20 protein-coding genes are annotated in these 25,445 nt (G+C 31.8%); 15 read left to right on the top strand and 5 right to left on the bottom strand.

The genetic code is table 11. The annotated features are described in order from the left end of the window. The first annotated feature begins 238 nt into the window (after positions 1-238). Genes Q4512_RS12985 through Q4512_RS12975 form a run of 3 tightly spaced genes read left to right on the top strand, consistent with a single transcriptional unit; the run spans position 239 to position 8,220 of the window. Entirely contained in the window at positions 239-6,331 is a 6,093-nt protein-coding gene (locus tag Q4512_RS12985) for an alpha-2-macroglobulin (RefSeq protein ID WP_303425443.1), read from the top strand. A gap of 3 nt (positions 6,332-6,334) precedes the next feature. Continuing rightward, positions 6,335-6,832, top strand: coding sequence for a hypothetical protein (locus Q4512_RS12980; protein ID WP_303425442.1), 498 nt, complete (start codon positions 6,335-6,337; stop codon positions 6,830-6,832). 2 nt (positions 6,833-6,834) lie between these two features. Continuing rightward, positions 6,835-8,220 (top strand): M64 family metallopeptidase, encoded by a 1,386-nt coding sequence (locus tag Q4512_RS12975; protein ID WP_303425431.1) that lies wholly within the window; start codon positions 6,835-6,837, stop codon positions 8,218-8,220. Between the two features lie 15 nt (positions 8,221-8,235). Here the strand turns inward: Q4512_RS12975 and Q4512_RS12970 are convergent, their stop codons facing one another. The 4 genes from Q4512_RS12970 to Q4512_RS12955 form a co-directional block, all read right to left on the bottom strand. Then, the gene (locus Q4512_RS12970) at positions 8,236-8,760 is read right to left on the bottom strand and encodes a DUF4136 domain-containing protein (RefSeq protein WP_303425429.1); all 525 of its coding nucleotides are present in this window, start codon (positions 8,758-8,760) and stop codon (positions 8,236-8,238) included. Between the two features lie 23 nt (positions 8,761-8,783). Beyond that, positions 8,784-9,494, bottom strand: a complete 711-nt coding sequence (locus Q4512_RS12965) for an ion transporter (protein ID WP_303425428.1) — start codon at positions 9,492-9,494, stop codon at positions 8,784-8,786. Between the two features lie 8 nt (positions 9,495-9,502). Continuing rightward, positions 9,503-10,501 carry a GTPase ObgE gene (gene obgE, locus Q4512_RS12960; protein ID WP_303425426.1) on the bottom strand — a complete coding sequence of 333 codons (999 nt, stop codon included), beginning with the start codon at positions 10,499-10,501 and terminating at the stop codon, positions 9,503-9,505. A 73-nt stretch (positions 10,502-10,574) separates the two neighbouring features. Then, positions 10,575-11,684 carry an adenylate kinase gene (locus Q4512_RS12955; RefSeq protein WP_303425424.1) on the bottom strand — a complete coding sequence of 370 codons (1,110 nt, stop codon included), beginning with the start codon at positions 11,682-11,684 and terminating at the stop codon, positions 10,575-10,577. 166 nt (positions 11,685-11,850) lie between these two features. Here Q4512_RS12955 and Q4512_RS12950 point away from each other — a divergent pair, with 166 nt between their 5' ends. The 8 genes from Q4512_RS12950 (at position 11,851) to Q4512_RS12915 (ending at position 18,557) form a co-directional block, all read left to right on the top strand. Continuing rightward, positions 11,851-13,005, top strand: coding sequence for a 5-(carboxyamino)imidazole ribonucleotide synthase (locus Q4512_RS12950; protein WP_303425422.1), 1,155 nt, complete (start codon positions 11,851-11,853; stop codon positions 13,003-13,005). Positions 13,006-13,048: 43 nt separating this feature from the next. Next, positions 13,049-13,528: a 5-(carboxyamino)imidazole ribonucleotide mutase gene (gene purE / locus Q4512_RS12945; protein ID WP_303425629.1), complete on the top strand. Its 480-nt coding sequence runs from the start codon at positions 13,049-13,051 to the stop codon at positions 13,526-13,528. Between the two features lie 349 nt (positions 13,529-13,877). Further along, the gene (locus Q4512_RS12940; protein WP_303425420.1) at positions 13,878-15,917 is read left to right on the top strand and encodes a M3 family metallopeptidase; all 2,040 of its coding nucleotides are present in this window, start codon (positions 13,878-13,880) and stop codon (positions 15,915-15,917) included. Positions 15,918-15,924: 7 nt separating this feature from the next. Next, positions 15,925-16,350, top strand: a complete 426-nt coding sequence (locus Q4512_RS12935; protein WP_303425419.1) for a hypothetical protein — start codon at positions 15,925-15,927, stop codon at positions 16,348-16,350. 3 nt (positions 16,351-16,353) lie between these two features. Continuing rightward, positions 16,354-16,785: a hypothetical protein gene (locus Q4512_RS12930; RefSeq protein ID WP_303425409.1), complete on the top strand. Its 432-nt coding sequence runs from the start codon at positions 16,354-16,356 to the stop codon at positions 16,783-16,785. A 3-nt stretch (positions 16,786-16,788) separates the two neighbouring features. Beyond that, positions 16,789-17,691 (top strand): TIGR01777 family oxidoreductase, encoded by a 903-nt coding sequence (locus Q4512_RS12925; RefSeq protein WP_303425408.1) that lies wholly within the window; start codon positions 16,789-16,791, stop codon positions 17,689-17,691. Positions 17,692-17,737: 46 nt separating this feature from the next. Next, on the top strand, positions 17,738-18,292 hold the full coding sequence (locus tag Q4512_RS12920) for a sigma-70 family RNA polymerase sigma factor (RefSeq protein ID WP_303425406.1): 555 nt from the start codon (positions 17,738-17,740) through the stop codon (positions 18,290-18,292). Between the two features lies 1 nt (position 18,293). Beyond that, positions 18,294-18,557: a glycine dehydrogenase gene (locus Q4512_RS12915; RefSeq protein ID WP_303425404.1), complete on the top strand. Its 264-nt coding sequence runs from the start codon at positions 18,294-18,296 to the stop codon at positions 18,555-18,557. Here Q4512_RS12915 and Q4512_RS12910 read toward each other — a convergent pair. After that, on the bottom strand, positions 18,525-19,364 hold the full coding sequence (locus tag Q4512_RS12910) for a hypothetical protein (protein ID WP_303425403.1): 840 nt from the start codon (positions 19,362-19,364) through the stop codon (positions 18,525-18,527). The genes Q4512_RS12915 and Q4512_RS12910 overlap by 33 nt on opposite strands. 119 nt (positions 19,365-19,483) lie before the next feature. Between Q4512_RS12910 and gcvP the strand changes: the two genes are divergently transcribed. From gcvP to Q4512_RS12890, 4 genes are all read left to right on the top strand, one after another. After that, complete coding sequence (gene gcvP / locus Q4512_RS12905) at positions 19,484-22,327, top strand: aminomethyl-transferring glycine dehydrogenase (protein WP_303425401.1); 2,844 nt, start codon at positions 19,484-19,486, stop codon at positions 22,325-22,327. A 104-nt stretch (positions 22,328-22,431) separates the two neighbouring features. Beyond that, positions 22,432-23,490: a 3-oxoacyl-ACP synthase III family protein gene (locus tag Q4512_RS12900; protein WP_303425399.1), complete on the top strand. Its 1,059-nt coding sequence runs from the start codon at positions 22,432-22,434 to the stop codon at positions 23,488-23,490. A 494-nt stretch (positions 23,491-23,984) separates the two neighbouring features. Then, positions 23,985-24,506, top strand: a complete 522-nt coding sequence (locus tag Q4512_RS12895) for a methyltransferase (RefSeq protein WP_303425397.1) — start codon at positions 23,985-23,987, stop codon at positions 24,504-24,506. Between the two features lie 82 nt (positions 24,507-24,588). After that, positions 24,589-25,437 (top strand): glycosyltransferase family 2 protein, encoded by an 849-nt coding sequence (locus tag Q4512_RS12890; RefSeq protein WP_303425395.1) that lies wholly within the window; start codon positions 24,589-24,591, stop codon positions 25,435-25,437. Positions 25,438-25,445 lie beyond the last annotated feature (8 nt).

The following is a 25,445-nucleotide window of genomic DNA, read 5'->3' as shown; positions in this document are numbered from 1 at the left end:
GATAGCACAAATATAAACTTTCAAAAAGGAATACTAAAAAGTTACAATTCTTTAAAAAAAAGTTAACTTCACTCATCCAAAAGCAGTATTGACTAATTATTTATTTTTTGGAACACATTTTGAAGTTAGTTTTACACAAAACTTGGAATATGAAACATTCATAAAAAAATTGATATACAAGAATACAGTTTAAAATGAATACTACATGTGACCTTTGAAAAACTATAGATATAAACACATGAAAAATAGCATCACTATATTTATGATCGTCCTTTTTGCAAATTTTACGCAAGCACAAAACCAAGATTACAGCAATCTTTGGAAAGAAATTGAACAATTAGAACAAAAGGGATTAACACAATCTGCACTAAAAGCTGTAGAAACAATTAGTAATAAAGCCAAAACAGATAAAAACACACCACAAATTGTAAAAACGCTTTTATACAAAAGTAAATATGCAATTACCTTAGAAGAAGATGCACAACTAAAAATTGTAAATGATTTTAAGAAAGAAATAAGCCAAAGTATTTCTCCCACAAAAAACCTATTAGAGAATTTACTAGCGAACTTATATTGGCAATATTTTCAAGACAATAGATATAAGTTTTATAACAGAACAAAAACCGAAGAAAAAGTTGATGCTACAGATTTTAGAACTTGGGATTTACAAACCCTATACAAAGAAATTAATACTTATTACCAAAGCTCCTTAGAAAATGGCTTATTGTTGCAGCAAACGAATTTAGAAAACTATAGTGCACTTTTACAAGAACAAAAAAACTCTAAAACCTTTAGACCTACGCTTTTTGATTTACTAAATCATAATGCACTAAGTTTTTATGAAACCGACGAAAACAGCATCACAAAACCTGCATATAAATTTGAAATAGACAAAGCAGATTATTTAAGTGAAGCTTCTGCTTTTTCTTCATTAAATATAAAATCAAATGATAGTACATCGTTACAGCTACATGCTTTAAAAATTTACCAAGACCTAATTCAGTTTCATAGTAAAGACAAATCGCCTGAAGCATTAGCAGATGTAAATATTAAAAGACTAAAATTTGTAAGACAGCACGCGACCTTTTCGAATAAAGATGCAATTTACCTAGAAGCATTACAAGCAGAAAGTAAACGATTTAAAAACCATACGGTTTCTGGTGTATACGATTTTGAAATAGCTACCTCATATTTTCAACAAGGTGCAGAATACCAACCAGAAACTAAAGAAGAAAACCGTTGGAAAAACAAAGAAGCACTTGCGCTTTGCAATACCGTAATTACTCAATTCTCTAAAAGTATTGCTGCTCAAAAATGTCTAGTTTTAAAACAACAAATCGAACAACAAAGTCTTCAAATTACTTCAGAAGCACATATACCAATCCAAAAAGAAGCTAGATTCTTAATTCGGTATAAAAACTTGAACGATGTATCTTTTATCGTGTATACCATTTCAGAGAGCCAATTAGAACAATTAAATAAAACCTACAGAAAGGAAGAACAGTTAGCTTTTATTAACAAACTAGAAAGCGTTACACGTTGGAAAAACACATTGCGTAATGAAAAAGATTACCAAACACATACTACAGAAGTTATTTTACCTAAACTAAACAACGGAAGGTACATTGTTTTTGCAAGGCCTAATAAGGATACAAATACTTTTGGCTTTGCCAATATTCAAGTTACTAATTTGGCGGTTGTAGAAAAGGCCAAACAAGACAAAACAACCTTTCAAGTTATTAACAGAAATAACGGAAAACCTATTCCTAATGCGAAACTTAAAATTAGCTATTTAAAAAACAACAATCGTACGCGAACTATAGAAAAAATAGTAGCTAACACCAAAGGGGAAGCAGTACTTCATAAAAACACCGAAAGATATAGTAGTGTAAAAATGGAAGTAATACATCAAGATGAAAAAGCATATTTTGGCGATTATTATATATACAAAAACTATAATAACAACATAGAAAATAAAGAAACGTATAAAGGTTTTTTATTTACAGACAGAAGCATTTACAGACCAGGACAAACGGTTTTCTTTAAAGGAATTGCTATTAAAACCAATACCGATGTCTCGGAAGTATTTCCAGACACAAAAATAACAGTAACACTAAAAGACGCTAATTACCAAGAAGTGAAAACTTTAGAATTTGTAACGAATACATTTGGTTCTTTTCAAGGCGAATTCATTCTACCAAGTACAGGATTAACAGGTAATTTCAATATTAGTATTTCTTCTGAAAAAGAAAAAATAAACGGAAACACCAATATTTCAGTCGAAGAATATAAACGCCCAAAGTTTGAAGCTACATTTCTTCCTGTAACAGAAACCTATAAAGTAAATGATGAAATTACCATAAAAGGAAATGCACTCGCTTATGCTGGAAGTAACATTACAGACGCTAAAGTCGTCTATCGTGTACACCGAAAAGTACAATATCCTAGATGGTATTATTGGTATCGTCCTTTTTTTTCTAGCGAACCTCAAGAAATTACAAATGGAGAAAGTAAAACGAATCATAGTGGCGAATTCGAAATAAAATTCAATGCACTTCCAGATCAAAGTGTAGAACAAAAAAACCTTCCTGTTTTTCATTATGTAGTAACTGCAGATATCACAGATCTTAATGGCGAAACCAGAACTGCAACCACAACTGTAAATGTTGGCTATCATGCTTTACTGGCCACCCTTTCTATTGCAGACAAATTAGACAAAGGCAATAAAGAGCACATATTAAAAATAGACACTAAAAACCTAAATGGCGAATTTGCTCCTGCAAAAGGAAGCATTAAAATCTATAAACTAATAGCTCCAAAACAGGTATTACGACCAAGAGTTTGGAATGCTCCAGATTATCAAGACATATCGGAAAGTGAATTTAAAAGCAAATTCCCAAATGAAGCGTTTAAAGAAGAACACAACAGTACAACTTGGCAAAAAGGCAAGCTAGTTCTTAATGAAAAATTCGATACTTCAAAAAAGAAAGAATTAGCCTTAGGCAATCTAAAAAAATGGGAATCTGGCGCTTATGTCATTCTACTAGAAAGCAAAGATTCATTTGGTCAAGAAGTAAAAGACGAAATAAGAACAACGCTGTTTAGCAATAACGATGAAACCATAGCAGACCATCAACTTTTTAATGTTACTACAAACAAAGACGCTTATAAAATAGGTGAAAATGCAAAAGTCACCTTTGCTTCTGCAGCAAAAGAGGTATACGTAACCGTAGCTGTAGAAAAAAATCAGGAAATCATTCAACAAGAAATCATTACTTTAAATAACAACAAAAAAACGATTAGCATTCCCGTTAACAAAGAAGATGTTGGTGGCTTTGTGGTGCATTATAGTTTCTCAGCCTATAACAGTTATCAAGGTTCTAGTGTAAACATTGTTGTTCCGTATCCTAAAACAGAATTAGAAATAGAAACCAAAACCTTTAGAGACAAACTACAACCAGGAACAGACGAAACTTGGAGTTTTAAAATTAAAGGACAGCAAGGTGAAAAAGTAAGTGCCGAATTACTAGCAAGTATGTATGATGCTTCTTTAGATCCATTTAAACCGCATACATGGAATTTTAATCCAATAAAACAACAAAATTACTATACTCGAAATAGAACAAATGCAAGACAAAGTTTTGGCGCTATTGGTTTTAGAATACACAACCAAAACAATTACACAGCATCATATTCGCAACAAAATTATGACCAGATTAATTGGTTTGGTTTGCATTTTGGATACAGAAGACTAATGTATAAAACAGAAAACAGGATGCTAGTAAAACGAAGTGCTTCACAAAAAACACAAGTTGCTGGAGCTCCTGTTGCTGAAATGGATATGGCAGATATATCTGTTAGTGAAGAAATTTCAGTTCAAGATACATTAGGAGGAAAAATATCTGGAATTAAAGTAAATGAAGCAGAAACAAAAGAGGAATCCAACTTCGAAGGTGTTTCCATTAGAAAAAACCTACAAGAAACCGCTTTTTTCTTTCCGCAATTACAAACAGATTCAGACGGAAATATTAGCTTTAGTTTTACTACTCCAGAAGCATTAACCAAATGGAACCTCCAACTATTAGCACATACCAAAAAACTAGAAAGTACTGTAAATCGTTTAGAAACTGTTACACAAAAAGAGTTGATGGTAATTCCTAATGCACCACGTTTTTTACGTGAAGGAGATGAAATTGTTATCCGCTCTAAAATTGCAAATCTTACCGAAAAGCAAATTTCTGGCGAAGCGGTTTTACAACTTTTTGATGCTACAACTGGCGAACGTATTGATAAAAAACTATTCACAGTAGCCGAAATATCAAGCCCTAATTATACTGGGAATTATTCTGGCGCATTTGGAACAAGACAATTTACGGTAGATGCAAAAGGAAACACACAAGTCTCTTGGCTACTTTACATTCCAGAAGATATATCTGCTGTGCAATATAAAATTATTGCACATTCTAATGATTATAGCGATGGCGAACAAAACGTGCTTCCGGTGTTAACCAATAAAATGCTGGTTACCGAAACGCTTCCTATGTGGATTAAAAGCAACGAGACAAAAACCTTCACTTTAGACAAACTAAAAAACAACCATTCCACAACGCTTAAAAATCATAATCTAGCGTTAGAAATGACCAGCAATCCTGCTTGGTATGCTGTGCAAGCGCTACCGTATTTAATGGAATATCCTTACGATTGTAATGAACAAACCTTCAGTAGATATTATGCAAACGCATTGGCAAGTCATATTGCAAATAGTAACCCTAGAATTCAGGAGGTTTTTAACCAGTGGAAAAACACAGACGCATTACTTTCAAACTTAGAAAAAAATCAAGAATTAAAAGCTCTTTTAATTCAAGAAACTCCTTGGTTACGAGATGCACAAAGTGAAACCGAACAAAAAAAACGTATTGCCTTATTATTCGATTTAAACAAAATGAATAACGAGGTACAGTCTGCAAAACGTAAACTAGAACAAAACCAAATGCAAAATGGTGCTTGGTCTTGGTTTGCTGGCGGAAGAGAAAACCGTTATATCACGCAACATATTATTACTGGTTTTGGACATCTTAAACATTTAAAAGTAGAAGCTTCCGAAGCATCAAAAATGATTGAAAATGCTATACGTTATTTAGATGCTGCATTTATTCAAGAATACAAAGACATTCAAAAATTCAACAAAGATGTCGATATGTCTAAAGATCATTTAAGCTACACGCAATTACATTATTTATACATGCGTAGCTTTTTTCCTGAAATAAAAAAGAGCAAAGAAGTACAAGACATTACCAGGTACTACAAAACACAAATAGAAAAATATTGGTTATCTAGAAGCTTGTATGCAAAAGGAATGATGGCTTTAATTGCAGAAAGATTAGACGATAATAAAACTGCAAAAGCGATTATTAAATCTTTAAAAGAAAACAGCATTACTAGTGATGCTTTAGGAATGTATTGGAAAGAAAACACCAATTCGTGGTATTGGTATCAAGCTCCAATAGAAACACAAGCTTTGCTTATTGAAGCGTTTTCTGAAATTGAAAACGATATAGAAACCATTGACAATCTTAAAATCTGGCTGCTTAAAAACAAACAAACAAATCGATGGAAAACCACCAAAGCAACTACCGAAGCCGTTTATGCTTTATTACTGCAAGGAAGCGATTGGTTAAGTATTACAGATATGGTAGATATTGTAATTGGTAATCAAGAGTTAGATCCTAAAAAACTGAAAGACGTAAAAATAGAAGCTGGAACTGGATATTTTAAAACGGCATGGAAAGGTGCAGAAATTAAACCTGAGATGGCAGAAGTACAGATTTCTAAAAAAGGAAAAGGTATTGCTTGGGGAAGCTTGTATTGGCAGTATTTTGAGGATTTAGATAAAATTACTTCGGCAGAAACCCCTTTGCAATTGAAGAAAAAACTCTTCCTAAAAAAGAATACTGACTCAGGAGAAGAACTTCAAGAAGTTTCTATAGATACTAAATTACAAGTTGGTGATTTGGTAAGAGTTCGAATAGAATTACGAAGTGATCGTGCTATGGAGTTTGTACATATGAAAGATATGCGAGCTGCAGGTTTAGAACCAATAAATGTGCTTAGTCAATACAAATGGCAAGATGGATTGGGGTATTACGAAAGCACAAAAGATGCCGCTACAAATTTCTTTTTTGACTATTTACCAAAAGGTGTATTTGTTTTCGAATATGATTTACGTGTAAATAATTCAGGATACATGAGTAATGGTATTACAACCATTCAAAGTATGTATGCACCAGAATTTAGCAGTCATAGTGAAGGCGTTAAAATCACTGTAGAATAACAAATGAAAAAAAAAGTATACCTATTTTTAATTACTAGTATTGTTGTGTTTTCTTGTGCTTCAAAAAAACAAATAATGCCTGAAACTGATTCCATAAATAAAGAGACTATCACTAGTGTACAAAACAAAATTCTATTTTTAAACTATCAAATAGTAAAAAATGAAAAAGAGAAAAAAAGCATTACACTAATCAATCAAATTAATACAAAGGGAAAGTTAAAAGGAAAGTCTGTAGAGATCGAAAACACAACATATGGCGATTTAGAATATGCCATTCTAGACGCAGAATTAAATATACTAGAAAAACATGTTTTAAAAAATCCATTAAAAAAAACAGTGGAGTTTATTAACGATTTTGGTAATTTTGAAAAAAAAGTTTTAGATTTAGATACTGTGCAATTTCATATACGATTGCAATTACCTGCCAAAGCAAAACATATTGCTATATCAGAATTTACAAATACCAAACCAATACAACATATTACTACTAAAATAGAATAAGCATGAAAAGACTATTACTTTTAATACTTCTGGCTTTTAATTTACAAGTTGCCTTTTCGCAAACTTTTGATGTAGTAAAAATTAAAGATTCTGGTGCAGATAACAAACGTATTAATCTAGTTATTTTAGGGGATGGTTATACATCAAGTGAGCTTAGCCAATTTGAAACAGATGCAACTAGTTTTATGAACGATTTATTTGCAGAAGAACCTTTTGCTAGCTATGAAAATTACTTTAATGTACATATTATAAAAGTAATATCTATGGAAAGTGGTGCATCACATCCAGGAACTGCTTCAGACGAAGCAAGCTATAGTGTACCAACACAAACAGTAAATAATTACTTTGGTACCATGTATGATAGTTATGATATACACAGATTACTTTATACAGAAAACCAAGGAAGCATCTCTACCGTTTTAGCAACAAATTTCCCTGCTTATGACCAAGCACTTATTCTGGTGAATTCGCCATATTACGGAGGAAGTGGTGGACCATTTCCTATTGCTTCTACAGGACTGGATTCTGGAGAGATTGCTATTCATGAATTAGGGCATTCTTTTGTGGATTTAAAAGATGAATATTATCCTGGAGATGCACTTGCAGCTGAAGCTATTAATATGACACAAGAAACAGATCCTACTTTAGTACGTTGGAAAAACTGGATTGGTGTAGACAATGTTGGTGTATACGCTTATGCAACTTCCGGAAATGCTGCAGATTGGAATAGACCACATCAAACATGCAAAATGCGCTATTTAGGATTTCCTTTTTGCGCTGTTTGTAAGGAAGGTATTATTGAAAAAATTCACGATTTAGTTTCTCCTGTAGATTCCTATTCTCCAACTGAAGCTACTATAAGTAATCCAACTTTCCCTATACCATTTCTAATAAATACCATTCAAACAATACCTAGTACTACACTAGAAAACACATGGACACTAAACAGTAGTACTTATGCAACTAATGTAGAAACCGTGAATGTACTTGAAAGCGATTTAGACACAGGAACAAACAACTTAACAGTAGTAGTTCACGATGCAACGACACAATTAAATATAGACAATCACGAATCTATTCACGTAGCAACAATTTCATGGACTATAGATAATACTTTAGGTATTCAAGGTGTGATTGCTAACGATTTTAATATTTCTATGTATCCAAATCCATCCAATACGTTTGTAAATTTCAACATAGAAAACACTTTAGGAAAAGATGTTTTAGTAGAAATCATTAGCATAGATGGCAAAAAAATAAAGGCTCTTAATTTATCTAATTCGGAAACATCACAAATGGATATTAGCGCATTAAGTCGAGGATTATACATTACTAACTTTTATCAAAATAATACTTTAATAGCTAGCAAAAAGTTAGTAAAGAATTAAAAATTGTAAATTTCCTTATTTAGTTTCGGGAGGATATTTCGCCAACATTTTTTCTACAACAGCCTGAAGCACAGATTCTCGCTTTTCTGGTATTGCATTAGGATTGAAAGCACTTTCGGTTTCTGCTTGCCAAAAAAGTCCAATTCCTTTTTCGTCTACAAAGTCGAATACAATTTGCCTTGTAATTTTTGTTTGCCCAACAGGGATCCCAATAGAAACGCCTCCTCCTACATTTCTGTTTGTTCCACCAACTCCTACTCCAACTGTACTTCGCTGTTCTTGTGGGTATTCTTTACTATTAATATCTATATAGAAATCTGGGTTTTCAGAAAGTCTAAACCCTTTAATTTGTAATTGATTATCTAATACATTTAACAATCGTTTAAAATCAAGCTCACTTAAACCAGTATCTATATCGGAATAATAATTATAGGTTTTATATTTAGAAAAGTCGGTATCTTTTTCAAAATCACTTACTACATAAATTGGAGCACAAGCAGTAATTAAGAAAATAAAAAATACTATTTTAATACATTTCATGGAATTCTTTTCCTTAAAATTAATCAAAATTTATCCTTTTTATCTATAGATTTCGTTAAAGCTGAGGAAATAATACCTGTTGGAATAGCTACAATACCTAAACCAATCATTAAAATAATAAATGTAAACACTTTACCTCCTACAGTAATTGGGTAAACATCTCCATAACCAACTGTGGTTAAGGTTATAATTGCCCACCATAAGCTATCAAAAATAGAAGAAAAATGTTCCGGTTGCGCCTGGCTTTCAAAGTAATAAATCCCTACTGCAGAAAAATATATTAAAATAAGTGTTATAAGAATAAAGAGTAATATTTCTTCTTTTGCAGATTTTATTGCTCTAGTAAAGTGGTTCATTGCCCTATTATAACGCACTAATTTTAACACTCTAAATAAACGTAAAAAACGTAAAGCTCTTAAGGATCGTAAGTCTAAACCAAAAGACAAGTAAAAAGGAAGAATAGCAAGAAGATCTATTATTCCATAAAAGCTAAATATAAATTTAGTCTTATTATCGGCAACATAAATTCTTAAAAAGTATTCTACAGAAAAAATAAGTACACTAAACAGTTCAATATACTGAAGAGTCTTTCTCGTTTGCGGTTTAAGATCTGGAATGGTTTCAACAGAAAAAGTAACAATAGAAACTAAAATTAACGCTTGTATAAACAAAGCAAAATACCTGCTTAATTTATTGTCATTTATTTCAACTATACTTTTAATATAGGCTTTCATGGTATTACTTAGTCATTTAACATTTTCCAGAGTTTATCATTAAGCTCTGTTAAGCCTTGCTGTGCAACAGAGGAGATAAACATATAATCAATTGGTAAGTTATTATCTAATTCTTCTTTTAATTCTGCCTTTAATTCATCGTCTAACATATCACATTTAGAGATCGCAATCATACGTTCTTTGTCTAACATTTCTGGATTGTAACGTCTTAGTTCATCTAAAAGGATATCGTATTGTTTTTTAATATCTTCTGCATCTGCAGGAATTAAAAACAAAAGTATAGAATTACGTTCAATATGACGTAAAAAGTAATAACCGAGCCCTTTTCCTTCTGCAGCTCCTTCAATAATACCAGGAATATCTGCCATTACAAAAGTTTGAAATTCTCTATGTTTTACAATACCTAAATTTGGTTTAAGCGTTGTAAATTCATAATCTGCAATTTTAGGTTTTGCAGATGTAACTACAGAAAGCAATGTCGATTTTCCTGCATTTGGAAAACCAACTAAGCCAACATCTGCGAGTAATTTAAGTTCTAATGTAATGTCTTTTTCTTCTAACGGAATTCCAGGTTGTGCATAACGAGGCGTTTGATTGGTAGAACTTTTAAAGTGCCAGTTACCACGGCCACCTTTTCCTCCCTCGGCTACAATTCTTTCTTCTCCTTCTTCGGTAATTTCAAATAATACTTCGTTGGTTTCTGTATCTCTAACTACCGTTCCTAATGGCACATCTACATACTGGTCTTCTCCATCTGCCCCAGAACTTCTTCCACTACTTCCGTTACCTCCATGAGTAGCGCGTATGTGCCTTTTAAATTTTAAGTGCAAAAGTGTCCAAAGATTAGAGTTTCCTCTAAGAATGATATGACCACCACGACCACCATCGCCTCCATCTGGGCCACCTTTCTCTAAATATTTCTCACGATGTAAATGCGTAGATCCTTGTCCTCCTTTTCCAGAAGAAACATGCATTTTCACGTAGTCAACAAAATTTCCCTCAGTCATAATACCGTTAAAAGTTAAAAAGTTAAAAGTTAAAAAGTTTTCACTCTTACTTATTAACTAAAACAAATGTGTTTTATAGTTTATCTATTACTTTATTTAATCGCTTTGTAATATCTTCGATACTACCAACACCATCCACACCAAAATATTTATCTTGTGCTGTATAGAAATTTTTAAGAATAGCTGTTTTATTGTAGTATTCTTTAATTCTATTTCTAATTATATTCTCGTCTGCATCATCTGCTCTTCCACTAGTTTTACCACGTTCTAATAAACGTTGTACTAAGACCTCATCATCGACCTCTAGTGCAACCATTGCATTAATTTGCGAATCTTTACATTTCATCAAATTATCTAAAGCTTCGGCTTGTGCATTAGTTCGAGGAAAACCATCAAAAATAAAACCTTTAGCGTCAGCATTTTTTTCTACTTCAGCTTCTAACATGTCTATAGTCACTTGGTCTGGAACCAACTCTCCTTTATCCATAAAAGATTTCGCTAACATACCCAAAGCTGTTTTATTTTTTATATTAAAACGAAATACATCTCCAGTAGAGATGTGTACTAAATTATACTTTTCCTTTAAAAAATTAGCTTGCGTTCCTTTTCCTGCTCCTGGAGGTCCAAATAGCACTAAGTTTGTCATGTGTTGTGTGGTTTTTAATTGATATATTTCAGGTAAATCTCTTCCTAAATTATTATAGTCTAATCCATAACCAACTATAAATTTATCTGGAATTTCAATACCTACATAATGTAGTTTAAAGTCTTTTTTATATGCTTCTGGCTTAAAAAACAAAGTAGCTATTAACAAAGATTTCGCATTTTCATTTTTAAATATGCGATGTACCTCAGCTAGCGTTTTTCCAGAATCTATAATATCTTCTAAAATCACAACAGTACGTCCTGTTAAATCTTGCGTTAAGCCAATCAGTCTTTGTATGTCGTCTGAAGATTTTATACCTTCATAAGAAGCTAATTTTATAAAAGTAACTTCGCAAGGTTTCGGGTATTTTTTCACAAAATCACTGACCAACATAAAAGAGCCATTTAAAATACCAACAAATACGGGCACTTCGTCTCCTAGGTCTGCAGCAATATCGTCTGCCATTTTTTGTACAGCAGCATCAATTTTTTCTGCGGAAATAAATGGTTTAAAATATAAATCGTCTAGCTTAATCATGTAAGACTAACTTGTTTTTAATTAATTCTAAGCAAAGATAATTCTTTTAGTTTGAAGTCTGAAGCTAGAAACTGGAAGTTTTTAAAACTCATTCTAATTTTAAGTGTATTTTTGTAAAATAGTACGATTTTTATAACTTAAAGTTTACCACTTTCGTGGCAATAAAATGAATTATTTTTCTTCAAATTTTAAACTTGGTATTCTTGGCGGAGGGCAGCTTGGAAAAATGCTACTCACCGAAACTAGAAAATTAGATATTTACACTTGTATTTTAGATGGTAGTACAGAAGCTCCTTGCAAAATAGGAAGCAATGAATTTCATCTAGGAAGCCTAATGGATTTTGACACGGTTTACAGCTTTGGCAAACAGGTAGATGTACTAACTATTGAAATTGAAAACGTAAATATAGATGCACTTGAAAAATTAGAAAAAGAAGGAATTACCGTATATCCTGCATCTAAAACGCTTCGAGTTATCCAAAATAAAGCAAAACAAAAATTGTTTTATATAGATCATAATTTACCAACAGCTCCTTTTTCTCGTTTCGCTTACATTTCCGAAATTGAAGACGCAGTAGATAATGGAGGATTACATTTTCCTTTTGTATGGAAAGCGGCTCAATTTGGCTATGATGGTAATGGTGTAAAAGTGGTGAGAAGTCTGGAAGACTTAAAAGATTTACCAAAAGGAGAATGTATTGCAGAAGAATTAATTCCGTTTAAAAACGAATTAGCAATCATAGTTTCTAGAAATGCTAAAGGTGAAGTAAAAACTTTTCCAGTGGTAGAAATGGAATTTCATCCTGAAGCAAACCAAGTAGAATATGTAATTTGTCCGGCTAGAATAGATCCGGAAATTGCAAAAAAGGCAGAAGAAGTTGCTTTAAAAACATCAGAAGCATTTAATCATGTTGGTGTATTAGCAGTCGAAATGTTTTTAACACAAGACAATAAAATTCTAATCAACGAAGTTGCTCCAAGACCGCACAATTCTGGACATCAAACTATTGAAGCTAATTACACTTCGCAATTTGAACAACATATAAGAGCAATTTTAAATCTCCCATTAGGAAGTACAGCAAATAAAGCTGGCGGAATTATAGTAAACCTTGTTGGAGCAGAAGGCTACACAGGTAATGTCGTTTACCAAAACATAGAAGAGATTATGAGTATGGAAGGCGTAACACCTCATATATATGGTAAAAAAGAAACACGCCCTTTTCGTAAAATGGGACATGTTACTATTGTTCATCCAGATATAAATGAAGCACGTAAAGTTGCTGAAAAAGTGAAGAATACGATTAAAGTGATAAGTAATTAAATCCATTTTAATTTAAGATTTTTGATATAAAACATTAATACATATTATGAAAGTAGGAGTAATCATGGGAAGTAAAAGTGACCTTCCAGTAATGCAAGAAGCCATAGATATTTTAAAGGGCTTTGATTTAGAAGTAGAAGTGGATATTGTTTCTGCACACCGAACACCAGAAAAAATGTTCGACTATGGTAAAAACGCACACAATAATGGCATTGCCGTTATTATTGCTGGAGCTGGTGGCGCTGCACATTTACCAGGAATGATTGCTTCTTTATCTCCTCTTCCCGTTATTGGAGTTCCTGTAAAAAGCAGTAATTCTATAGATGGGTGGGACTCTGTCTTGTCTATTCTTCAAATGCCTGGAGGAGTTCCTGTGGCAACTGTCGCTTTAAATGGAGCTAAAAACGCAGGAATACTTGCTGCACAAATTATTGCTACTTCTAATAAAAGCGTACTAGATAAAGTAATTGCTTACAAAGAAGGTTTAAAAATTAAAGTAATTGAATCAGCGAAAAGTCTATAACTAAATAACCTCAAGATTGCTCTTGAGGTTATAACGCTATTAATCAATTTCTTAAACATGAGATGATATCTCACATGAAAAAACTTATGCAAATGTTCAACTATTTCACATTATTCTTAATAAAAAAAGGAGTGTATTTATTTTTTTCGATTAAAAGCACATAAATCCGTTTAAGTGTTTTTTTTGTTTTTTACCAAAAAAAAAAACCTTGATTTACATCAAGGTTTTTAGCTATTAATCAATAATTTTATCAACGAGTAACCAGCTCTATATGAAAAAATCTTTACAAAGATATAAACTATTTACTATACACAATTATTAAAGTCTGCTTTTAACATAAAATTACAAAATGTCACAGAATATACTTACAAATAAATTCACAACAGAATTTCAAACTGCTCCTTTTTCTAAAATAGCTACTTCCGATTTCCTTCCGGCATTTAAATTAGGAATAGAAAATGCAAAAGCTGAAATAGATACTATTGTTAATAATACAAAAGCTCCTACTTTTGAAAACACTATTGAAGCTTTAGATTTTTCAGGCGAACAATTAGATAGAATATCCAGCATATTTTTTAATCTTAATGCTGCAGAAACAAATGAAGAAATTCAAAAAATAGCACAAGAGGTATCTCCAATGCTTTCCGAATTTGGTAACGACATTACGCTTAACCAAGAACTGTTTCAACGTGTAAAAACGGTTTACGATAATAAAGCAGAACTACAATTAACTACAGAACAAGAAACCCTTTTAGATAAAAAATATAAAAGTTTCTCACGAAATGGCGCTAATCTTCCTAAGGACAAAAAACAAGAACTAAGAGAAATAGACAAGCAACTAAGTAAATTAAAATTACAATTTGGTGAAAATGTTTTAGCCGAAACAAATAAATTCGAATTATTAATTACAAAAGAAGAAGACTTAGCAGGTTTACCAGATGGCGCAAAAGAAGCAGCAAAACAATTAGCTGAATCTAAACAAAAAAAAGGATGGCTAATCACGTTAGACTACCCTAGCTACATTCCTTTTATGACCTATGCTGACAATAGAGAATTACGAAAAGAATTATCCTTAGCAGCAGGAAGTAAAGCTTTTAAAAACGATGCTTTAGATAATCAAGATATTGTACTAAAAATTGCAACGCTTCGCTATAAAAGAGCAAACCTTTTAGGCTATAAAACACATGCGCATTTTGTTCTAGAAGAACGTATGGCAAAAACACCAGAAAAAGTAAAAAACTTTTTAAACGAGTTATTAGAAAAAGCGAAACCTGCGGCCAAAATAGAATATACCAATCTAGAAAATTTTGCTAAAGATCTAGATGGCATAGACACTTTACAAAAATGGGATTCTGGATACTATTCTGAAAAACTAAAACAAAAGCTTTTCAATTTAGATGATGAACAATTAAAACCATACTTCAAACTAGAAAATGTAATTGAAGGTTCTTTTATCATTGCTAACAAATTATTCGGTTTACAATTTGAAGAAATGGATACTATTGACAAATATCATGAAGATGTTTTAACGTATAAAGTAAAAGATGAAAATGGAGAATTGGTTTCTATTTTCTATGCCGATTTCTTCCCAAGAAAAGGAAAAAGAAATGGCGCTTGGATGACAAGCTACAAATCGCAAAGTATTAAAAATGGTATTAACGATAGACCACATGTATCTATAGTTTGTAATTTCACAAAACCTACAAAAAGTAAACCTTCACTTTTAACTTTTAATGAAGTAACTACTCTTTTTCATGAGTTTGGCCATGCTTTACATGGCATGTTAGCAAACACTACCTACCCTAGTTTATCGGGAACAAACGTTTTTTGGGATTTTGTAGAATTACCTAGCCAAGTTTTAGAAAACTGGTGTTACGAAAAAGAAGCTCTTGAAATTTTTGCAAAACATTATGAAACAGGAGAAGTAATCCCTATGGATTTGGTGGAGAAAATAAAAGAATCTGCAACTTTTCATGAAGGCATGCAAACACTGCGTCAAATCAGTTTTGGATTATTAGACATGTCTTGGCACGCTGTAGATCCCTCGGGAATTGAAAACGTAAAAGCACATGAAAAACAAGCATTTGGAGATACACAATTATATCCAGATGTAGCTAAAAATTGTATGAGCACTGCTTTTTCACATATCTTTCAAGGCGGATATTCTTCAGGATATTACAGCTACAAGTGGGCCGAAGTTTTAGATGCAGACGCATTCGAATATTTTAAAGAAGAAGGCATATTCAATAAAACGGTAGCAACTAAATTTAAAGACAACGTACTAAGTCAAGGCGGAACCGAAAACCCGATGACGCTCTACAAACGCTTTAGAGGACAAGAACCTAAACCAGAAGCTTTATTAAAAAGGGCCGGTTTAATTAAAAAATAAATTTATAATGAAATTAAAACACGCTCTTACAATATTGTTTTTAATGCTTTCCATAAGCATCATGCAAGCGCAAAAAATTAAAATAAAAAAAGGGATCATTTCTGTTGATGGCACTGCATGCTTATCTACAGATGGAGACCCAATAAACATCTCTTTTTACGATACCAATGGTGAAGAAATAATTTTCATGAAATATTTGGACACCAAACGTGGTGAAAATTATATGAAAATAACTTTCTTAGACCAAAAACTTTCTCTTACTTCTAAGTCTATTATTTTTACACGTAAAATGCTAGTAAGAAGATTGCTATCTAATAAAGTCATAGAAAACTGCAAATTAAATCCAGATAAAGTTGAACGCTTCATTTTAAAGTTTGATGAGAATATAGAAAAAGAAGATATTAATATAAATGTTAGTATAGATAGAAATTAAAAGATGAAGCTAGAAATACCAAATTGGATTATTATTCTTGGTGGAATTGGTCAAATTTTCACTGCATTAATTTACCCCTATATAAGACATAAAGTTTTTGATTGGTATAACGATGTAAAACAACTAAAACCATTAAATCAAGAAATTGCAAAAACCTATGGTAGATATATTCAAGGATTAAATTTTTCCTTTGGGCTGATAGCCATTTTAATGCCTTCCGATTTAAAAAACCATACAAATCTAGCAATTGCAATAACCGGTTTAATAGCTGCTTATTGGGTTGGAAAAGTGATTACACAAATTGCATATTATCCTATGTATGATATCCCTCAGAAAAAAAATTTTAAAATAGGTAGTTTTTTCATGAATGCATTATTTGTATTTTTTGCTATAGTTTATTCCCTTTTATTAATTGTAAATCTAACAAACCACTAAAAAATGAAAACAATACTAATAGCTGGAGGAACAGGGTTTATTGGTCAAACTTTAGAAGATTTTTTTTCTAAAAAAGGGTATACTGTTAAAATATTAAGTAGAAACCCTAAACGAGAAAATGAAATTCTTTGGAACGCAAAGACCATAGAAAACTCTTGGATTTCTCACTTAGAAAACCTAGATGTACTTATCAATCTTACTGGAAAAACTATTAATTGCAGATTTACAGACGCTAATAAAAAAGCCATTAAAGAATCTAGAATAATTGCTACAGAACTTTTAGGTCAAGCAATTGACACATGTCAAAACCCACCAAAACTCTGGATGAACTCTTCAACCACTTCCATTTATAAAGAAGCTTTTACAGAAGAACGAACAGAAGATAGCACAACATTTGGTAACGATTTTGAAGCAGAGGTAGCAACCGTTTGGGAAAAAGCATTTTACAAAACCGTAAATCCTAAAACAAGAAAAATTATACTACGAACTTCTATTGTTTTTGGTAATTCTGATGGCGCTTTTGTTCCATTAAAAAAACTTACTCAATTTGGTTTAGGAGGCAAACAAGGCAACGGAAAACAAATGGTTAGCTGGATTCATGAAACCGATTTTGCTAGAGCTGTAGATTTTTTAATACAAAACAAAGAAGCTGTTGGACCTTTTAACCTTTGTGTACCAAAACCAACAGACAACGCAACCATGATGCAAGATTTTAGAAAAGCAATGCATGTTACTATTGGAATTCCTAGTCCAAAATTTATGCTACAAATTGGAGCTCTGTTTATGCAAACAGAACCAGAACTTATTCTTAATAGCAGAAATGTGATTCCTAAAAAGCTATTAGAAAGTGGGTTTATCTTTCAGTTTTCAACAATTACTTCCGCTGTAAAAAATTTAATCGATTAGATATAAATACTTTTGCTTACTTTTGATAAAAATTAGCTGAAAAAATATGCCAAACCATCAAATAGATCCAAACAAATGGATTGATTCCTATTCCGATTATCTATTCAACTACACCATTTCTCGTGTTAATGATAGAGATTTGGCTAAAGATTTGGTTCAAGACACTTTTTTTGCTGGTTTAAAATCGATGAAAAACTTTAAAGGAGAAGCAAGTGAACGTACTTGGTTAATTTCAATTTTAAAAAGAAAAATTATTGATTATTATCGTAAAATCAATTCTAATAAAGGGAAAGCAGAAGTACGAATGAGCTACAATAGCGATTCTGAAACTGAAGGAGATTGGCTAGAAGAACGCGTTGCAGATCCTTTCGATAAAACAGCAGAAGATACTATAGAAAATGAAGAACTTGGAGAAGCTATATACAGTTGCTTAGGCAAACTCCCTGAAAAGCAAGCAACTATTTTTAAAATGAAAACCATTGAAGGAATAGACACAGAAACTATTTGTAATGAATTAAAAATTACAGCGTCTAACCTATGGGTTATCATTCATAGAGCAAGAACAGCAATGGCTTCTTGCATGGAGAAAAACTGGTTTTAATATGAATACACAAATAAAAATAAATAAAGCTTGTGAAAAAGCAAATCATGTTTGTGATAAATCACAATACAAAGAGGCTACTTTTTTAGAAAAAATCAAGCTTAACATACACTTAATCTTTTGTAAGGCTTGCAGAAAATATTCAAGTAATAACCAAAAGCTTACCAAAAAAATGCACGATGCAAATGTAGAATGTATGCATAGAGAAGAAAAGAAAGCTTTAAAAGAAAATTTAAAGAAAGCTATAAAAGAGCAACAAAATTAGCCATAAAATTGGCAATCCTTCCACAAAAAAAGAACTATAATACTTGGTTTGATTTTTTATAGAAAACAACACAAAACCTAAGGTTATTAGGGTTATCGTTAATAAAACAAAAACATTTTCAGTACTAGTTTGATCTTTAAAAAATTCTAAAAAGAAAAAAAACGTTAATAAAACAAATCCTATCATTTTTGTTTTACCTACTCCTATTCTTTGTGGTATTGTAGATAATTTTAAACTATCATATTGTAAATCTCTTATCTCAAAAGGGATCATAAGTGCCAATACAAAAACAAAACGCTGTAAAACAGTTAAAATCACATCGGTTGAAATATTCATTTCATTATTTATAACAGGCAAAAATACAGTTACTGCAGACCATACCAAACCAATTACATAAATCTTTAACCCGCTTATTTCTCGTAAATTCTGGTTACTATCTACAAACACATTTCTTGGTAAAAAAGGGATAGCATAAAAAAAAGTAATTCCCCCAAGCAACAAAATATACAACCACGTTTTAACCTCTAACATAAATGCATAATAACATAATGCTATAAAACAGAGAAATGAAAAAATCTGAATTACTTTCAACTTATAAGCCAATCCTCTATGATGAAACTTTGCTAAGCCAAAATACTTCACAAAATTGTAACCAGTAATCGTTGCAAAAAAATTAAAAAATAAAACGGTTTCATTGTAAGAAATCCCAAACTCTAAAAGTGTAATCCAAGTTAAAGAAAAAACACTTAAAGCTACATGAATACTAGCATTTATATAAAAATCAAAAAATTGCTTTATTATTCGCATAAAACAAAAATAAGCAAACTGTTAATAACAGTTTCATTTGGTTAAAAACTTTCATATTTCAAAACAAAAAAACTTTAATAATTCCGTATTTTTGCGCCACAAAACACAACTTTTTAAAGATGAATACAAACGCTTTTGCACTTCGCCATATTGGTCCTAGAGAAACAGACCAAGAACAAATGCTAAAAACTATAGGCGTAGATAGTTTAGACCAACTTATCTACGAAACTATCCCAGATGATATTAGGTTAAAAAAAGATTTAGATCTTGAAGAAGCCATGAGTGAGCAAGAATATTTAGTGTACCTAAATGAGGTTGCCAAAAAAAATAAAGTTTACAAAACATACATAGGCTTAGGATACCATCCAACCATTTTACCTGCAGTAATACAACGTAACATTTTAGAAAACCCAGGTTGGTACACAGCTTATACTCCATACCAAGCAGAAATAGCACAAGGTCGTTTAGAAGCACTTTTAAACTACCAAACTATGGTTACAGACCTAACAGGAATGGAACTTGCAAATGCCTCGCTTTTAGATGAAAGTACAGCAGCTGCAGAAGCCATGAGTCTACTATTTGCTGTTAGAGAACGTGACCAAAAAAAAGCTGGTATAAATAAGTTTTTTGTTTCTGAAAACATTTTACCGCAAACACTTTCTCTTTTACAAACCAGAGCGAACCCTATTGGAGTAGAATTAGTTATTGGAGATGAAAACACTTTCGACTTTTCTTCAGATTTTTTTGGAACTATTCTTCAATACCCAGGAAAAAACGGACAAGTCACAGACATCAAATCGTTTATAGCTAAAGCAAACGAAGCACGAATAAAAGTTGCAGTTGCAGCAGATATTTTAAGCTTAGTAAAACTAGAGGCTCCTGGTAAATTTGGTGCAGATGTAGTGGTTGGTACTACGCAACGTTTTGGCATTCCAATGGGATATGGAGGACCACATGCTGCATATTTTGCTACGAAAGAAGTGTATAAACGTGATATTCCTGGTCGTATTATTGGTGTTACTAAAGACTCTGATGGAAATAGAGCCTTACGAATGGCTTTACAAACTAGAGAGCAACATATAAAACGTGATAGAGCAACATCTAATATTTGCACAGCACAAGTATTACTAGCTGTTATGGCTGGAATGTATGCCGTTTATCATGGTCCTAAAGGATTACAATTTATAGCAAACCAAGTACATAATGCAGCTTCAGTTTTAGCAAAATCACTTGAAAAATTAGGATTCAATCAAACCAATACTTCCTTTTTTGATACCTTACAGATTAAAACCAAAGCTAAAAAAGTAAAAAAAATAGCAAAAGACAAGAAAGTAAACTTCTACTATCCTGACGAAGAAACGGTTATTATTGCTTTAAATGAAACCACTTCGATTAGAGATATAAATTATATCCTTTCCATTTTTGCTAAAGTAGCAGATAAAAAAGCGTTTACTATTTCTTCGTTTTCGGAAGCTAATAATATCGACCAACAACTTCAAAGAACAACAGATTTTTTAACACTAGATGTTTTTAATTCGCACCATTCGGAAACCGAGTTAATGCGTTATATTAAAAAACTAGAACGTAAAGATTTATCGCTAAATCACTCCATGATTTCACTTGGTTCTTGTACCATGAAATTAAATGCAGCAGCAGAAATGCTCCCTTTAAGCTGGTTTAAATGGGGAAACATTCACCCTTTTGCGCCACTAAAACAAGCTAGAGGATATGCGCAGGTTTTAAAAGAGTTAGAAGATCAACTAACAGAAATCACTGGTTTTGCTGCTACTTCCTTACAACCCAACTCTGGTGCTCAAGGTGAATTTGCAGGCTTGATGGTTATTAAAGCATACCATGAATCTCGTAAGGATCATCATAGAAACATTTGTTTAATTCCAAGTTCTGCACATGGTACAAATCCTGCAAGTGCAGTAATGGCAGGAATGAAAGTAGTTGTTACTAAATCTACAGACGAAGGAAATATAGATGTAGAAGACTTACGCGAAAAAGCAATCTTACACAAAGATAATTTATCCTGTTTAATGGTAACCTATCCTTCTACACATGGTGTATATGAAGCTTCCATAAAAGAAATCACCAAAATTATTCATGATAATGGAGGACAAGTATATATGGATGGAGCAAATATGAATGCACAAGTAGGATTAACTAATCCTGGAAATATTGGTGCAGATGTTTGTCATTTAAACTTACATAAAACCTTTGCAATTCCCCATGGTGGTGGAGGTCCTGGTGTTGGACCTATTTGCGTTGCAAAACAACTGGCTCCTTTTTTACCAGGAAATCCAATAGTAAAAACAGGAGGAAAAGATGCAATTACTGCTATCTCTTCCGCTCCTTTTGGTTCAGCTTTAGCTTGTTTAATTTCTTATGGTTACATAAAAATGTTAGGAGCAAAAGGCTTAACACAATCTACCAAGATTGCAATATTAAATGCAAACTACATTAAAACGAGATTAGAAGGTCAATTTGATACTTTATATTCTGGGGAACGTGGTCGTGCAGCACACGAAATGATTGTAGATTGTCGTGCATTTAAAGCAAATGGCATTGAAGTTACAGACATTGCAAAACGTTTAATGGATTATGGTTTTCATGCGCCAACAGTTTCCTTTCCTGTGGCTGGAACATTAATGATTGAACCTACCGAAAGTGAAAGCAAGCAAGAGATAGATCGTTTTTGTGATGCCATGATATCAATTCGAAAAGAAATTGATAATGCAAATAAAGAAGATGCCAATAATGTGCTAAAAAACGCACCACATACTTTGGCTATGGTAACTGCAAACGACTGGCATTTTCCATACACAAGAGAAGCAGCTGCATATCCTTTAGAATATGTACATGACAATAAATTCTGGCCAAGTGTAAGACGAGTTGATGATGCTTACGGTGACAGAAATTTAATATGTACATGTGCTCCTATTGAAGAATATATGTAAATATTAACACAACTGAACATCGTAAAAAATCATTTAATAAAAATTGCCTTTAGTTTTTACTGCTTATATTAGCAAAGTAACTAACTAAAGGCAATATAATTTACATGAATATTAAAATAACTGGAACTGGAAGTTACATTCCAAAAGGCATTGAAAAGAATGAAGATTTTTATAATCACGAGTTCTTAAATGCTGATGGCTCCTCAATTAACAGTACCAATGAGGTTATTGTAAAAAAATTCAAAGCCATTACAGGAATTCAAGAAAGACGTTATATAAAACCAGAATTATTAAATTCAGATATTGCTTTTTATGCAGCAGAAAAGGCCATTAATGACGCAAATATTGATAAAGAAACAATAGACTATATTATTGTTGCTCACAATTATGGAGATGTAAAATACAATTCAGAGCAAAGTGATACTGTGCCAAGTATTGCATCTCGTGTAAAACACTTATTACAAATTAAAAACCCAAGATGTGTGGGCTACGATCTGTTATTTGGTTGTCCTGGATGGATTGAAGGCGTTATTCAAGCAAATGCTTTTATTAAATCTGGTTTAGCAAAACGCTGTTTGGTTATCGGTACAGAAACGCTATCTAGAGTTATAGACAAACACGATAGAGATTCTATGATTTATAGTGATGGCGCAGGAGCTGTTATTGTCGAAGAATCTTCGGAAGAAGGAGGTATTATAAGTCATGAATCTGCAACTTTCGCATTAGACGAAGCTCATTTTATATATTTTGGAGAAACCAATAATTCAGAAATATCTAGTAAACGTAGATATATTAAAATGTATGGCAGAAAGATTTATGAATTTGCTTTAACAAATGTTCCTTTAGCATTAAAATCTTGTTTAGAAAAAAGCGGATACACAATAAATGATGTAAAAAAAATATTGATTCACCAAGCTAATGAAAAAATGGATGAAGCCATTGTAAATCGTTTTTATAAGCTTCATAATATGGAAATGCCAGAAGGCATCATGCCAATGAGCATCAATACACTTGGCAACTCCAGTGTAGCAACAGTACCAACTTTATACGATTTAATTTTAAATAAAAAACTCGAAAACCAAGAAATTAATAAGGGGGATCTTATCATATTTGCTAGCGTTGGCGCAGGCATGAATATTAATGCAATAGTTTATAAACATTAAAATTAACAGCTAAATTTTTCACTTAAAATCTTCCTGTTCAAGACGCACAAATCTATATAAAACACCTTCATATTTGACTGCATAATTACCAGAAGACATTTGAGAATTTTTAAAAAATATATTTTTGTATTCCTAAAAAAGAAGTTGAGTACTTTTCAAATCTTCACCTTCATATTTAATCCAAAATGAAAATGACACTGGCAAATTAGGTTTAAATTCTGAAATATTTATGGAATTGAAATAATCGCTTACTCCATCAAATTGAGTTGCAAAATTTGAGGTTTGAAATCAATTCCCTCAAAACATAGCTTAAAAATTATTTCCATCATTAGTAATTAATACTAGAATTATTAATAACTCCATTAAAATGGAATAAAAAGATATAGACCCTTCGAGAAATCTTGACTAAAAGATTTACATGAAATAAAAAAAAATAATCTACTCTTACTAAAATAAATGTCATTACTTTTGTTAAAACTGGTTCAGAAATTAAAATGTACGAAGGTAAATTTCCACATAAAAGATATAGACTCACTTTACAATTTTTAGAAAAACACATCTCTAAAACTGAAACTATTTTAGATTTAGGTGTAGAAAATCCGTTTACCCAAAGAATGAAGGATAGCCATTTTTTTGTGGAAAACACAAAAGGTGAAGATTTAGATTTAGATACTTCAACCATAAAAAAATCAAATGCAACAGTAGTCACTGCTTTCGAGATTTTCGAACACCTACTCTCCCCTTTTACTGTTTTACAAAGCATACATGCAGATAAATTGGTTATTAGCGTACCATTACGTTTGTGGTTTTCTTCGGCCTACAGAAGTAAAACAGATAAATGGGACAGGCATTACCATGAGTTTGAAGATTGGCAATTAGATTGGCTTTTAGAAAAAACCGGATGGAAAATCATAGACAGACAAAAATGGACTAATCCAACAAAAAAAATTGGAATCAGACCCATTTTTCGTTGGTTCACTCCAAGATATTACATCGTTTATGCAGTACGTGTATAAAGTAAAAAAAACTAAAAATAAATCTCAAAAACTTCGTCGATTGGTTTTGGAATTTGGCATTTAAATATTGTTATTTGTTTTTATGAATATCTCCATTATCATTCCTGCACATAACGAAGAAAAGTTTATTGAAAAAACTTTAAACTCTTTGGTAAACCAAACGCTTAAACCAAAACAAGTTGTAATTGTAAACGATAATTCTACAGATAATACAGAAAAAATTGCTTCGCATTATACAACAAATTATAATTGGATTTCATTAGTAAACATTAAAAGTTCAGAGAAACATTTACCAGGAAGTAAGGTTATAAATGCTTTTTACAAAGGTTATGAAACTGTAGATAAAAATTATGATGTAATCTGTAAATTTGATGCAGACATTATCTTACCAAATAATTATCTAGAAAAAATTAACAACCTGTTTTTAAGCGATTCAAAAATTGGAATAGCTGGAGGATTAGCATATATAAAAGTAAATAATTCTTGGGTTTATGAAAATATAGCAAAAAAAACACATGTAAGAGGGCCATTTAAAGCATATAAAAAACAATGTTTTATGGATATTAAAGGACTCAAACATTCTATTGGATGGGATACCGTAGACACACTTCTTGCAAGTTTTTATGGTTGGAAAACTGCAACAGATAAAACCCTATTAGTAAAACATTTAAAACCAACTGGAATAAGCTACAATAAAGCATCAAAATACATGCAAGGTGAAGCAATGTACAAAATGCGTTACGGGTTTATAATTACACTCATTTCTGCATTAAAAATGGCGTATAAAAAACGAAGCACAGCTCTACTTAAAGACTATATGTTTGGTTATTTTAAAGCAAAAAAGAATAATATAGAATATTTAGTTACAGAAGATCAAGGTACTTTTATTAGAAATCTTCGATGGAAAGGAATGTTAAATAGCTTAAAATAAACTTCTAA

Source organism: Oceanihabitans sp. 2_MG-2023, from assembly GCF_030547245.1.
In the GTDB taxonomy this organism is placed as follows: Bacteria; Bacteroidota; Bacteroidia; order Flavobacteriales; family Flavobacteriaceae; genus Oceanihabitans.
The sequence above is the reverse complement of the archived record's forward strand: the minus strand, read 5'-3'. Positions and strand labels throughout refer to the sequence as shown.